Below are 14,901 nucleotides of genomic sequence, written 5' to 3' on the forward strand. Positions count from 1 at the left end.
TTATATAATAAAACGTTTACGTCTCTAAAAAGTCAAATTTGTCTACAATATAAAAAAAATATTTTTAAATGTTTTTATATTGTAGACGTTAGATCATTTTTTAATTTCGACCTTTTCTAATCATTATAAACAAAAATTTGATTTATCAATGGAAATTTACGCTGATATTGTATTATAATATAATATAATACGTACTCTAAATGATTACACATTAATCACTAGGTTAAGGAGTTACGAAAGAAGGGATATATTGAACATTATATATGTAAAAATGTTGGGAAATTTTAATGTAACTATAGACAACGAAAAAGTTTTGTTTCCATATAACAAAGTACAAGCTCTTTTTTGTTACTTAATTATTAATAAAGAATGTACAAGAGAAAAGCTAGCTGGTCTTTTATGGCCAGAAGAAGAAGAAAACATAGCAAAAAAGAATTTAAGAAATGCTATTTATAAAATAAAAAAAGCTTTTGACCTAGAAGTATTAATATCACCAAGAAAGTCAACAGTTATGATAAATCCCAATATAGAAATAAAAACGGATGTAGATAATTTCTTGAGTAATACAGATGATTTAAATACATATAAGGGTCACTTTTTGACTGGTTTTTATGTGAAAAATGCAGAAACTTTTCAAACTTGGGTAATAGAAACTAGGGAACATTTCCAGCAAATATATATAAATAGACTAAAAGAAAATATAGCTATTGAAAAGGAAAATAAAAACTACAATAAAGTAGAAAATTACTGTAAATTGCTCATAAAAATGGATGAGTTTGATGAAGAACCATACAGAGAACTTATGAAAAGCTTAAAAAATAACAATAAATGCAATAAAGCTGTAGAAGTATATCATAAACTTTCAGAAATTTTAAACAAAGAATTAGATGTAGAGCCACAGCCAGCTACAAAAAAATTATTTAATGAAATATTAAATGAAATGAGTCTTACAAATTGCAGTTCAAAATCAAAAGAATTCTTTTTTGGAAGGTATGAAGAACTAAAATGTTTAGAAGCTGCTTACCTAAAATTTAAAAATGGAATACAAGCAAAGTCTATTCTGATACTAGGAGAAGCTGGCATTGGTAAAACAAAACTTAAAGAAAAGTTCTTAGAAGGCATTTCTCAAAATGATATATTTGTATTAGAAACCCCCTGCTATCCCCTTGAAAAAGACTATATTTTAAAACCTTGGAATAATATTACACTAAAATTGTCAAAAATAATAGAAACGAATAATATAAATATCTCCTTATCTTGCAAAAGCATAATAGCTAGTTTTTTTCCTGAGTTTAGTAAAAATTATTTAGACAATCTAAAACTAATTGAAAGTAATAATTTAAAATATGAAATAATAGGAAAGGCTCTAGGAGATATACTAGGGATAGTTAGTTCTCATAAAAAAATAATGTTAGTTTTTGAGGATATTCAATGGTTGGATTCAATGAGTCTATCTCTTTTAAATAGTATACTTCTAAGTGAATCTAAAAATATAATTTTAATTTGTACCTGTAGAAATGAATACAATGAAGAACTGGATAAATTCATAACTTCCATGAATAGATATAACAAATTAAATACACTTAAATTAGAGAGACTCAATCATATAGAAACAGAAGATTTCATAAAAAAAGCACTACCTAACTACAATTTGTCTAAAAAAATGGCAAATAAAATATACAGTGAGACAGAAGGAAATCTATTCTTTTTAACTGAATACATGAATATAATAAAATCCAATGGAAATATAAACTTAATGTCCTCTAAAATGCAAGATATATTAAGGAGCAGATATTTGGATGTCTCTGAGGAAGGAAGAAAGATTTTAAACATATGTTCTATGTTTTTTGACGAAGTACCCCTTAATATATTAGCTAGCATTATTGGCAAGGATGAACTTGAAATAATTGATGTGGTTGAAGAACTGGAAAACAAATTTATACTTAAAGAAGTACTAAATGACAATAATATAAGCTTAAAATTTACCCACCAAAAATTTAGAGAATTCATATATTCAAACCAGTCTATGGCTAGAAAAAAAATTTTACATAATAAAATAGGTGAATTTTTGGAGAAAAATCTCCTTAAAGATAAGAATGATCTAAATACCTACTATAAATTAATATATCATTTTTCAAATTCTAATAATCGTATTAAGGAACTAACATACAGGATGAAAAATCTGAATATATATCTTAGTTTCAGCCATGAACTCTTTCCTGTACTTCATTATGGTGAAAATAAGTACAACAATTTATACTTTAGTGATGAAAAAACTTTGAAAAGTTTAGAGAAAGTGGAAAAACTCTTAAATAAAGTTGAAAATCAAAGTAGATCCAAGGAAACTGTAGATTTAGAAATAACATTTCTACTTATGAAGGGAAGATACTTAATTAAAATAGGAGATTACGAAAATGGAACTTCCATAATAAAAAATATGATAGATAAAGCTCTTAATATAGATGCTCTTAGTTATGCCATTGAAGGTTATAAACAAATGATTTATTATTGTATTCAAACTTATAACGTAGAAAACATGATCATGTACATAAACCTAGCACTTTCCATTGCTAAAGAACAAAACTATGAGGATGAAAAAGCCATAATATTAAAATTAAAAGCTCTTTATAATAATATGTGTGGAAATTATAAGGAAGCAGAAAAACTGTTAAACGAAGCAATACATATATTTACTAGAGATGCAATAACATCGGACAAATATGTACTTAACATAGCTGCTTGTTACAATTATATAGGTGAAATTAGGAGACACTCCTTAGAGTTTTCTAAAGCTATTTGCTACTACGATAAGGCCATTAAAATGTGTGAAGGTAAAGGTGTTATGTCCAGCACTGCTATATTTAGTATAAATGCAGGTGAAACAGCCTTTGACATGGGAAATTATGCTGCTGCAAATGAGTACTTTAAAAGGTCTCTTAATATATATAATCATTTTGATCTAGCTTGGGGACGTTCCATAGCTGAGGCTTTTATGGCTTTACTAAAAATAAATGAAAAAGATTACACTAAGGCTTTAAGCTATCTAAAAGATGCCCATACTCATTCTCAAATGTTAAAGAGCCCTCATGAAATAGGCCTAGTTTATCGGGTAAAAGCTAAAATAAGTACACAACTTAAGGAAAATAAGAAATTAAATAGTATATTCAGAGAATATCTCCCTAAAGATGCAAAAAACTATTGTGATATGGGTATTACCTATTTAAAAAAATCTTTAGATAACTATGAAATTGATGTACTTATGAAATTAAAGGGTAAAATTTAATTTACATTATGTAAATATAACTGCAGTTGATTGTTTTCAAGTAAAACTCAACTGCAGTCTTTTAAGTTAAAGTTTATTCACTTAGTCTGGATTCAAGTACTTGATCTACACTAAAATTTTCTATTTGAAGGTAATACTCTGCACAATCTAACAAAGATTTCATAGGAACTAAGCCTATAACTTCGCTTCCTACAATAGGCACTCCATATCTTTTAGCTTCCATTCTAACCATTTCCTGTGCAGTATATATAGGAGTCTTTTCATAGTTTACTAGGTTCATAGATACCTGAACTATATTTCTTTCAGTTACCTTTACCCCTACAGCCTTAACATACCTTAATCCTCCACCTATGTATCTTATTTTTTTAGCAATAGCATTAGCTATTTCTATGTTATCTGTACCTAAGTTTACATTATATGCTATAAGTGGGAATCTAGCTCCTATAACTGTAGCTCCGCTTTTTACATTCATCTCACAAGGTCCAAAATCTGGTTTCCATTCAGGCTGTTTTATTTTTTCAAAAAATCCTTCATATTGTCCTTTTCTAATAGCAGCTAAATTTCTTCTTTCTTCAGATGTAGCTGCATCTTCGTATAAGTAAACTGGAATTTTCAATTCTTCCCCTACTCTTTTTCCAAGTTTTTTAGAAATCTCAACACATTCTTCTGTAGTTACATCTTTAATAGGTATAAATGGAACTACATCAGTAGCTCCCATTCTAGGATGGGCACCTTGATGATTTCTCATATCAATAAGCTCAGCAGCTTTTTTTATAAGTTTAAATGCTGCTTCTTCTACTTCTTCTGGTCCGCCCAAGAAAGTTACTACAGATCTATTATGGTCTTTATCTGATGAATAATCTAAAAGTTTAACACCTTCAGTTTTCCTAACTTCATCTACAATGCTTTCTATTATTTCTTTATTTCTTCCCTCACTAAAATTTGGAACACACTCTACCAACTTTGACATATCAATTGCCTCCTTAAATTTACTGTAGATTATTTTCATTTGATATTTGTAATTATAAATTAAATACATCTTTAAAACGTCTATAAATGAATAAATATTCAATATTTATATATGCTACTTTAGACGTTTATAGAATTTTTAACTGGAATTCATAATGTGCAATGGACAGTTCACAATGATTGATATGTGCAATAAAATATGCTGCTATAAAATAATTTTACAGCAGCATAAAAATATAAATTACATACTTTCTATAACTTCATAAAGTATGTTAAGTCCTTTTTCTAATTCTTCTTCTGAAATCACAAGTGGAGGAAGAAGCCTTATTACATTTGGTCCTGCAGTTAAAACAAGAAGTCCTTTTTCTAGTACCTTTTTCTGTACCTTTGAAGATTCTCCTTTAATTTCTACTCCAATCATTAGCCCTATTCCTCGTACTTCTACTACATTTTTAGAAGATTTATTTTTAAAGTATTCCTTAATAAATTGTCCTTTATCACTTACTTTATCTAAGAAACCTTCTTTACTAATTGTATTTAAAACTTCTATAGCACCTGCTGTACAAACTGGATTTCCTCCAAATGTAGATCCATGATCTCCATATTTAAAGGTATCCTTTAGTTTTTCATTGCAGAGTACAGCACCCATAGGAAGGCCTCCTCCAAGAGCTTTTGCTGTAGATATAATATCAGGATGTACATCATAATTATTAAAGCCATACATCTTTCCAGTTCTGCCTATACCACACTGTACTTCATCACATATAACTAAAATATCATTCTTTTCAGCTATTTCAAATACTTTGTTTACAAACTCTTTACTTAAAGGATTTACTCCGCCTTCACCTTGAACAGCTTCTATCATAATAGCACAACAAGTAGAATCAATAGTATCTTCTAGTGACTTAACATCAACATCAGTATACTTAAATCCTTCTGTAAAAGGATAAAAATAATTATGAAATTTTTCTTGTCCAGTTGCTTCTAGTGTAGTTATAGTTCTACCATGGAAACTCTTATTTAATGTAATTATAGTAGATCTACCTTTCCCATATTTATCAAAGCTATATTTTCTCGCAAGTTTTATAGCTCCTTCATTGGCTTCTGCTCCTGAATTACAGAAAAATACCTTGCTCATTTTTGAAAGCTCTGTAAATTTCTTGGCAAGTTCAAGTACTGGAATATTTAAAAATATATTAGAAGTATGTGGTATTTTCTCAAGCTGGTTCTCTACAGCCTTTATCCAATTTTCATTTCCATAACCTAGTGACATTACTCCAATACCTGATGTAAAATCCAAGTATTCCTTATCTGAAGTATCATATACCTTACATCCTTTTCCATGAGTAAACACTACAGGAAGATGATTATAGGTATTCATAAGATATTCCTTTGCACAATCTAAATAATTCATATTTTTTCCTCCTTAATAAATCATAGTTCCTATACCTTGCTTAGAGAATAATTCTACTAAAAGACAGTGAGGTACTCTACCATCAATAATATGTGCACTTTTAACCCCTGATTTTATAGCTTCAACACAACAGTTTATCTTAGGAAGCATTCCACCTTTTATAATATTATTATCATATAGTTTTGAAATATCTTTTAACTTAAGTTCTGAAATAAGTGTAGAAGGATCCTTTATATCTGTCATTACTCCTGGTACATCCGTAAGCAATATTAAATTCTGTGCTTTTAGTGCAGAAGCTATTCTATAGCTGCAGGTATCTGCATTTATGTTGTAGACACCTTCATTATCATTTGCAAGTGCCACACTGCTTATTACAGGAATGTAGCCGCTGTCTATAGAGTTTTTAATTACTTCAGTATTTATTTCAGTTATTTCTCCAACTCTTCCTAAATCCACTTTTTCGCAAAGTTTTTTAGCTCTTATCATAGCCCCGTCTAGCCCACAAAGACCTATAGCTTTTCCACCATAGCTTTGAATTAATTTAACAAGGTCTTTATTTATTTTACCACTTAAAACCATCTGTACTATATCCATAGTTTCATCATCTGTATATCTAAGTCCGTCTATAAATACACTCTCCTTATTTAATTTCTTTAAATAAGATGAAATAAAAGGACCTCCTCCGTGGACAACTACTAAATTTATTCCAACACATTTCATAAGTACTAAGTCATTTATAACATATTTTTTGAGTTCCTCATCTATCATTGCATTACCGCCATATTTGACAACTATTGTTTTTCCTCTATATTTCTGAATATATGGCAGTGATTCTGCTAAAATTTTAGCCACTTCATTATAATTCAACTCCCGTGCCCCCTATGCATTATAATAATTCAACTATTTAAGACATATACTCTCCATTAATTTTTACATAATCATAGGTTAGATCGCATCCCCAACAGCATACATTATAATTACCTGAATTAAAGTTTATAATTATATCTATTACATCTTCTGATAATATATCAGTTGCCTCTTTCACTGAAAATGGAACAGGTTCTCCTTTTTCAAATACTAAGACACTTCCTTTTTTACTTTTCATTGTTACCTGGATCTTGTTTATATCAAATTCAACTCCTGAATATCCTATAGCATCAAGTATTCTGCCCCAATTTGCATTGCATCCAAATAAAGCTGTTTTTACTAAATTAGAGCAAATTACAGATTTGCCAAGTATCTCACCTTTTTCTTCACTAGAAACATTTAGTGCTTTACATTCTATTAATTTAGTAGCACCTTCTCCATCTTTTGCAATCATTTTGGCTACTTCAATATTTAATTTTTTAAGTGCCTGTAAAAATAATTTGTAATCCTCATTTTCTTCATTTATAAGTGGATTTTCAGCCAATCCATTTGCCAGTATAACAACCATATCGTTGGTTGAAGTATCTCCATCTACTGAAACCCTGTTATAACTTATTCGTACACTCTCTTTCAAAGCTTTGTCTAAAAGATCTGGATCTATATTTACATCTGTAGTTATAAAAGAAAGCATAGTTCCCATATTAGGATGTATCATTCCCGATCCTTTGGCCATAACACCAATAGTTACTGTCTTTCCTCCAAGTTCTAATTTTATGGCTATAGTTTTTTGAAAAGTATCTGTAGTCATTATAGCTTTGGATGCATCTTTATATCCATCCTTATCTAATTTTTTAACCAAATCAGGTACTGCATTCTTTATAGCTTCAATATTTAATTTAACTCCTATAATGCCAGTAGATGCTACAAGTACATCTTCTTTTTCAATCTTAAGTTCTCTTGCTACATATTCACACATCTCTTCTGCATTTTTTAATCCTTCTTCACCAGTACAAGTATTGGCATTTCCACTATTTGCAATCACAGCTTGAGCTTTTTTGTTTTCCAGATGCTTTTTAGTAACTATGAGTGGAGCTCCTTTAACTATATTCTTTGTATAAACTCCTGCTGAATTACAAGGGCTAATTGATTTTATAAGAGCCAAGTCCTTTGAATTTCTTTTTTTAATACCACAGCTAATCCCTGCAGATACAAATCCTTTTGGAGAAGTAACCCCTCCTTCTATAATTTCAAAATTCATTCTAATGTCCTCCTTAAAATTTAAATATATAAAAGAAAATAACAATTCAAAGATTCAAAATAGGCTAGCATTGTGGCTAGTTATTTTTTAAATGTGCCTTTGATTAAAAAATAGCTGGAACAGCATTAAGTCCTTCCTTTTCATCAAACCCCAGTACAATATTCATATTTTGAATTCCTTGACCTGCAGAACCCTTTACCATATTGTCCAAACATGATATTATTACAAGTTTATTGTTTTCTTCATCATAGTGAAGAGAAATGTGACAATAATTTGAAAGTCTAACATTATTTATTTTTGCTACTTCTCCTAGTGGAAGTACTTTTACAAAAGGCTCTGCCTTATAAAATTTACAATAATCTTCATGTAATTTTTCCATATCTATTTTATCCTTAGGAGTTGTATATACTGTAGACAATATTCCCCTATTTATAGGAATTAAATGAGGAATAAAAGTTAATTTAACATCTTTTTTTGATACGCTGCTTAAATTTTCTTCTATTTCAGGAGTATGCCTGTGATTTGCTACTTTATAAGCACTAAAACTTTCATTGCAATTTACAAAATGGCTTCCTTCCTTTAATGATCTTCCTGAACCTGTTACCCCTGATTTACAATCTGCAATTATTCCTTTTTCCTCTATAAAGCCACCTGAAATAAGTGGAAGGAGAGCAAGTTCAACAGATGTAGCATAGCACCCTGGGTTACCTATAATTTTTGCTTCTTTTATATATTTTCTATTTAACTCAGGAAGCCCATATACGGACTTCTTGTGTAAATCCATTATTTCAAAATCTTTTTTATACCATTTTTTATATGCAGTTTCACTTTTAAATCTAAAATCCGCTCCCATATCTATACATATTTTATTTTTTTTCACTGCCTTTTCCACAATGCTTTCACTTAATCCACTTGGGAGACCTAAAAAAATAAGGTCACTTTTTTCTATAACTTCATCTTCATTTCCATATACAATTTCATTTATTCCATAAAAATTTGGATATATACTAGAAATAGTTTTTCCACTATAACTGGTAGAAGATACAGCAGATATTTTCACTTTATTATGATTTGATAAAAGTCTTAATAGCTCTGCACCTACATAGCCAGTTCCTCCAATAATTCCTACTTGTACCAATATAATTTGCCCCCTTCTAATTCCATGTAAAAAGTAATATAACTTTATAAATATGTAGTTATTATATGACTTTATAAATAAATATGCAATATTTTTTATAAAAATAAATATATTTTTTTTAGTAAGCTCCATATAAAGCAAACATTATCAATGTATTAAGTACTTTGTCCTAAATTTCATTTAATTATAAATATGCATTTTTTAAGGTTACTATACAGAAATTTATCTTATGCCAATGACTTTGTTTATCTATTTTGAAATAATCCAAGTATATCCTCTTCAGTAAAACTCTTTAAATTTTCACCTGACACCAATTTATTTTCCATTAATTTTTCTATAAGCTTTTTCTTCTCATTTTGAAGAAGTACTATCTTCTCTTCAATTGTACCTTTAGCTATAATTTTTATAACTTCCACTACATTTTTTTGCCCTATTCTATGAGTCCTGTCTGCAGCCTGTTCTTCTACCGCTGTATTCCACCAGGGATCAAAATGAATTACCACATCTGCTGAAGTTAAATTTAATCCTGTTCCTCCAGCTTTTAAGCTTATTAAAAACACTGAATTTTTACCTTTGTTAAATTTTTTTACTATGTTTATTCTTTCTTCTAATTTTATAGTACCGTCTAAATAACTAAATGGGATTTTCTCTCCAGAAATTTTTTCCCCTATATTTTTAAGCACAGATGTAAATTGAGAAAAAACAAGTATTCTATGTCCTTGTGCTATGCTTTTATGAAGAAGTTCTACTAGCGCATCCATTTTTCCATTGCCGCCGCTGTAATTATTTATTAATATACTAGGATCTAAACATAATTGCCTAAGTTTCGTTATATAAGAAAGTATCTCTATTTTACTATTCTTAAATTCATCTTCTTTTACTTTTTTTTCAATGAGGTCAACTGCATGATCTGCGTAAGTTTTATAAACCTTTTTCTGCTTATCATCTAAAGTAACCATAAGTGTCTTTTCTATTTTATCAGGTAATTCCACTATAACATCCTTTTTCTTACGTCTAAGTATAAAAGGAGCTATTAGTCTATTTAACTCTTCAATTACCTCAGGACTTTCTTTAAGCTTTTTATAGTATCTTACGCTAAATCTATTTTTATCATATAGATAACCTGGCATTATAAAATCAAATATAGACCAAAGTTCCATAAGAGAGTTTTCCATAGGGGTTCCAGATAAAGCAAACCGTGTCTTTGCTTTTATTTGTTTTGCTGCCTTTGTATTCTGAGCATTTGGATTTTTTATATATTGTGCTTCATCTAATATACAGTAATCAAATTCTCTTTCAGAGTACATTTTCAAATCCCTTTTTAAAAGGTTATATGTAGTTATAATAACATCGTAGTTTTCCATATGAAAAGCATCTGTTTCTCTTTCTTCTTTTGTCCCTACAACAGGTAATACTTTTAAAGTAGGCGCAAACTTTTCAAATTCATCTATCCAATTGTAAACCAAGGATGTGGGTACTATAATTAAAGACTTGCTTCCTTGGCTAGAAAGTATAAAAGTAATAGTTTGCAGTGTTTTTCCAAGTCCCATTTCATCTCCTAGAATTCCACCGAATCCAAAATAATCTAAATTTTTTAACCACTTATACCCTACTTTTTGATATTCCCTCAAGGAAGCATTTAATTCTTTTGGGACTTCAAATTCCAATTTGTCTACATTTTTAAATTTATTTCTTATTCTATTTAGTTCTTTTTTTCCCTTTATATATGTAATATTGTTATCTTCCAAATATCCATCAATAAAGATAGCCTTATTCGTATCTATCATTATATTATTATCCTCTATATTATTATAGGAAACTGCATCTAAAAGTTTTAAAAACCTTTTAAGTTCTAATTCTTCAAGGTCAAGATATTCTCCGCTTTTCAGCTTGTAATATTTCAAGTTATCTCTAAAGGCTTTTAATATACCTGTAGTTTCCCTTGGATCTATATTTCCTATTTTGAAATCCATTTCAAAATAATTATATTTACCTGTTTTGATATCACCATTTATACCCTTACTCTCTATGGATTTTATGCCTTTAAAATTTTCCGAATAGTAAACTTCTCCTATTTCTTGAAGTTTAAATACTTCATTTTTAAAAAAATTGAAAATATAATCGTCACCCATAAGGAAGTAAAACTTTCCATTTACCTCTTCAAATCCTAGTGACATGAGAATTCCAATAACTTGAGATTCCCTTTTAGATTCTCTATATATAATCTTTTCATCACAATCTTCAAAAATATTAAATTCAAATTGTCCATATTTAACTTTTAGAACAAGTGTAATATCCTTACTTTCCTTGTTAAAATAAAAGTTAAACTTACACTTATCAATTACTACCTTATTTCTTATAGTCTTTGACAAAGTAACTCTATCTGATAAAAAATTGAGATTAGGAATGAGTTTTTTTAATACAGTATCTTCCTGAGCTTTATCTATAGTTACTACTCTAGCTTCATTAAATACCTTCAAATAAGGATTTATTTTATAGCAGAATTCATAGTCTGGCAGATATATAGTAGAGCCATATAAGAAGACATCATTTTTAGAGCTAAGAGACTCTGGCATACCCGATAAAGATTTTAGAACATAATTGTCTTTTATAGTTTTCAAGTCAAACTCCACAGCTGGATTTTCAAATAGGATTTCTGTTTCTATAGGTCTAGAAAAAAATCCTTCATTTAAATATATTCTATGTTTTTTTATAACTTCAAAAAATTCTCTAACTAAATACTTAGGAATGATAATGTACTTTCCACTTACACATTCGTCACCTTTTTTACGAAAATATTTATAATCTTTTTCCATTTCCTTCAAAGTTTCTATAAAGGAAATGAGTCTCTTATCCTTAGTGGACAACTTTTGCTTTTTTATATCAAAGGTAAAATTTTTACTATATTTTATAGGAACATTATTATAATAGCATGTAAAAAAATGATTTATATCTTTTAAAACATAGAGGTTACTTGAACTTGTGGATTTCACTCCTATTTTAAATTCAGCTGTTATATTACCATTCCATTGGTTTTTATTTATATAAACCTCTATTTTTAATTCTTCCCTATCTTTTTCATCTCCTAAAAGCAAGGATAAAACATTACTTTTATTTTTAAATATACTATTTATATCATCATCTTTTAAAGCTTCATGCTGAACTAAATCCCCTAGAGCCTTATAAAAAGTTGCTGTGAGATGTTTACAGCAGTAGTTTGTTTTTTTAAATTCATTTTTTTCATAATCCTGGCAACTGCAATATGTAGAAAAAATGCTTTTATTACTCGTATCCATTTCAATCTTAGTATTGTATTCGTTAAAAAGATTTTCTGAAATCACATTTCCCTCTATACAAATTAATTTGTCTTCATCTATTATATCTATGGAGGACACTAGATCATTGTCTAGAACTCTGTGACCTTTTAAATAATTTTCACCTGTAGTTTGTTCATTAAATATTTGTAACAATGCATCTTCAGTTAACATAACTTCTCCCTATAAATTTAAATTTTTCAATCTTTTTATTATATCATAAATAAGTTATAACTGATTGAAAGTAAAAAAAGCACGCTAATTAAGCAATTTTAGCATACTTTTTCACACATATTTTAATTCTTATGATAGATTTTTCTCAGCATCGTAAACAAAGATGAGATGTATTCATGTATTTCAACATAAAACTCCTCAATGACCATTTTCTTGCCTTTTTAGACATGGTTAATAAAACTACAGTTAATTTTTATAAGTAATTAGATCTTATTTGTACTTTTGTTCAAGCAATTCTAATATCCGAATATACTTAGTCTGAACACCATCTCTATACATTTTTTCTTCGAATTTATCGCATTCTATATTGACTTTATTTAATGTTTCTTCACAAAGTTCTCTCTTGGCAAAAGAATAAACAACATTGTCTTCCCTATCTATATGCCTAGTCAATAAATGCGTATAAGATATAGCATTAGCAATTATGTCAAGTTTGGCCTCATTGTTACCGGCCTTAACCCTAGCAATTCCTTCCTCAAGCTCCTTAATATATAGTCTTCCAAAGTCATGTTCAACAAGCATTCCAAACTTAACTAATTTCTCAGCTGCTCCTCCAATCTCATCTATCATTCTATTGAATAAGATTTTTTCTTCCTTCTCATGATGATTTTTATCTGCATAATTTCTTACAAAGTCAATTATCTTTTCAAAATCTCCGTAATCAATTCCTTTTCCGTTCATAATACCTAAACATGCTTTTCTAATAACCACTAACATCCTTTTTATGTTTTTATGTTCCTCAATCATTAAATCAATTCCATCCATAAACTCATACCTTTCTTGTTATACTTATACTATTATAGGATTAGCCTTTTTTATATTAAGTATCCTTAGATATAAAAACAAAAAGGTGTAAGAAATGCAATTTAAACTTATACAAAAATATACTGCCAAAATTGAAAACACATTTAAAAAACTTTTTCATAAGTTTTAACGGTGTTAAAATTGGCAGCATATATCCCACTGCATATGTCAAATTCTCTTTAGAGATTCCCTCTAACTATTCACATACTTTATCTGGATTTAGTATATTTTTAGGATCAAATGCAAGTTTTATATTTCTCATAAGTTCAATATAATCTTCTCCATATTGTCTTTTTATATATTTCTTTTTAGCATATCCTATTCCATGTTCTCCTGAAACTGCACCTTCCAGTTCTTCAGATTTTTTGTACAGACAATCAAATACACCGCTTAATCTTTTATGCCACTCACCCTCTGATAAGTCATCTTTTAAAATATAAACGTGTAAATTCCCATCACCTGCGTGTCCAAAACTTCTTATTCTAATATTAAATTTGTCTTGAACGTCATTTGTGTACTTAACAAATTCCGCTACTCTATTTCTAGGTACTACAACGTCACATTCATCCATCTCCGTAGTAGTCGCCTTAACAGCTTCAAGGAAAGCACCTCTTGCAGACCAAACGGATTCCTTTCTTTCATCAGTATCTGTAATATATACGTCCAGCGCACCTTCTTTTAAGCATATATCTGCTACCTTTTCATAATCTCCTTCTATTTGCTCTTTGCTATTTCCATCAAATGTAAGGAGTAAATAGGCATCCGAAGAGTTATCCGGGAATTTCTTGCCTAAAAATTCTTCTGCTGCAAGTATTACTTCTCTTTGCATAAATTCTATAGCAGTAGGTACAGCTTTTGACTTTATTATTTTAGGTACCGTGCTTATAGCCCTATTTAAGTCAGGGAATGGTATAAGAAGGCTTATTGATTTTTTAGGAAGTGGCACTAGTTTTAGTATTATCTTTGTAATTATTCCAAGAGTACCTTCTGAACCGCATATCAAATCCTTTATGCTATAACCGGAGCTATTTTTTACAATTTTCCCACCAAACTCTAATATTTTACCATTAGGAAGAACTACTTCAAGTCCTCTTACATAATCCCTTGTAACTCCATACTTAACAGCTCTCATTCCTCCTGCATTAGTACTTACATTTCCACCGATTGTTGCAGATTTTTCACCAGGATCTGGTGGGTAAAATAAATCATGGCTTTCTACAAATTTGCCTATATCCATTAGAAGTACTCCAGGTTCTAGTGTCAATGTAAGATTATCTTCATCCAATTCAAGTATATTGTTCATCTTTGTTAAATTTATCATTATTCCACCTTCTATTGGAACAGATGAACCAACAAGACCGGTGCCTGACCCTCTTGCCACTACTGGAATGTTGTTTTTATATGCATAGGCCATTATCTTTGATACTTCTTGTGCATTCAGTACTTCTACCATTGCATCAGGATATTTACTTACACCTCCTAACTCATCATGGCTGTAATCTGCGTTTATGTCTTCCCCCACAAAAACTCTATCTTTTCCAAGTAAATCTATTAAAAAATCTATATCAGTATTGTCCAATTTTTTATACTTTTCAATACACTTTTCCATATCATTTCCTC

The 14,901-nt window shown here is 29.4% G+C and carries 9 protein-coding genes; 1 reads left to right on the top strand and 8 read right to left on the bottom strand.

From position 1 onward, the window contains the following. Positions 1 to 250: 250 nt before the first annotated feature. On the top strand, positions 251 to 3,283 hold the full coding sequence (locus CLJU_RS10550) for an ATP-binding protein (RefSeq protein ID WP_013238799.1): 3,033 nt from the start codon (positions 251 to 253) through the stop codon (positions 3,281 to 3,283). Between the two features lie 73 nt (positions 3,284 to 3,356). Here the strand turns inward: CLJU_RS10550 and ftcD are convergent, their stop codons facing one another. The 8 genes from ftcD to CLJU_RS10590 all read right to left on the bottom strand — a co-directional run bounded on the left by ftcD (position 3,357) and on the right by CLJU_RS10590 (position 14,890). Continuing rightward, positions 3,357 to 4,253 carry a glutamate formimidoyltransferase gene (ftcD, locus tag CLJU_RS10555; protein WP_013238800.1) on the bottom strand — a complete coding sequence of 299 codons (897 nt, stop codon included), beginning with the start codon at positions 4,251 to 4,253 and terminating at the stop codon, positions 3,357 to 3,359. A 240-nt stretch (positions 4,254 to 4,493) separates the two neighbouring features. Continuing rightward, positions 4,494 to 5,666 (bottom strand): aspartate aminotransferase family protein, encoded by a 1,173-nt coding sequence (locus CLJU_RS10560; protein ID WP_013238801.1) that lies wholly within the window; start codon positions 5,664 to 5,666, stop codon positions 4,494 to 4,496. 12 nt (positions 5,667 to 5,678) lie between these two features. Further along, complete coding sequence (gene argB, locus CLJU_RS10565; RefSeq protein ID WP_013238802.1) at positions 5,679 to 6,533, bottom strand: acetylglutamate kinase; 855 nt, start codon at positions 6,531 to 6,533, stop codon at positions 5,679 to 5,681. A gap of 37 nt (positions 6,534 to 6,570) precedes the next feature. Continuing rightward, positions 6,571 to 7,791, bottom strand: coding sequence for a bifunctional glutamate N-acetyltransferase/amino-acid acetyltransferase ArgJ (gene argJ / locus CLJU_RS10570; protein ID WP_013238803.1), 1,221 nt, complete (start codon positions 7,789 to 7,791; stop codon positions 6,571 to 6,573). 103 nt (positions 7,792 to 7,894) lie between these two features. After that, the gene (argC, locus tag CLJU_RS10575) at positions 7,895 to 8,929 is read right to left on the bottom strand and encodes an N-acetyl-gamma-glutamyl-phosphate reductase (RefSeq protein WP_013238804.1); all 1,035 of its coding nucleotides are present in this window, start codon (positions 8,927 to 8,929) and stop codon (positions 7,895 to 7,897) included. 245 nt (positions 8,930 to 9,174) lie between these two features. Next, positions 9,175 to 12,417, bottom strand: coding sequence for a DEAD/DEAH box helicase (locus CLJU_RS10580; RefSeq protein WP_013238805.1), 3,243 nt, complete (start codon positions 12,415 to 12,417; stop codon positions 9,175 to 9,177). Positions 12,418 to 12,687: 270 nt separating this feature from the next. Continuing rightward, entirely contained in the window at positions 12,688 to 13,242 is a 555-nt protein-coding gene (locus tag CLJU_RS10585) for a hemerythrin domain-containing protein (protein ID WP_013238806.1), read from the bottom strand. 235 nt (positions 13,243 to 13,477) lie between these two features. Next, complete coding sequence (locus tag CLJU_RS10590; RefSeq protein WP_013238807.1) at positions 13,478 to 14,890, bottom strand: FAD-binding oxidoreductase; 1,413 nt, start codon at positions 14,888 to 14,890, stop codon at positions 13,478 to 13,480. Positions 14,891 to 14,901 lie beyond the last annotated feature (11 nt).

The organism is Clostridium ljungdahlii DSM 13528 (genome assembly GCF_000143685.1).
In the GTDB taxonomy this organism is placed as follows: Bacteria; Bacillota; Clostridia; order Clostridiales; family Clostridiaceae; genus Clostridium_B; species Clostridium_B ljungdahlii.

Bases quoted from the DNA above. Each gene is read 5' to 3' on its own strand.
- ftcD (WP_013238800.1), bottom strand. From the start codon at position 4,253: ATGTCAAAGTTGGTAGAGTGTGTTCCAAATTTTAGTGAGGGAAGAAAT.
- CLJU_RS10560 (WP_013238801.1), bottom strand. From the start codon at position 5,666: ATGAATTATTTAGATTGTGCAAAGGAATATCTTATGAATACCTATAAT.
- argJ (WP_013238803.1), bottom strand. From the start codon at position 7,791: ATGAATTTTGAAATTATAGAAGGAGGGGTTACTTCTCCAAAAGGATTT.
- CLJU_RS10580 (WP_013238805.1), bottom strand. From the start codon at position 12,417: ATGTTAACTGAAGATGCATTGTTACAAATATTTAATGAACAAACTACA.
- CLJU_RS10590 (WP_013238807.1), bottom strand. From the start codon at position 14,890: ATGGAAAAGTGTATTGAAAAGTATAAAAAATTGGACAATACTGATATA.
- CLJU_RS10585 (WP_013238806.1), bottom strand. From the start codon at position 13,242: ATGGATGGAATTGATTTAATGATTGAGGAACATAAAAACATAAAAAGG.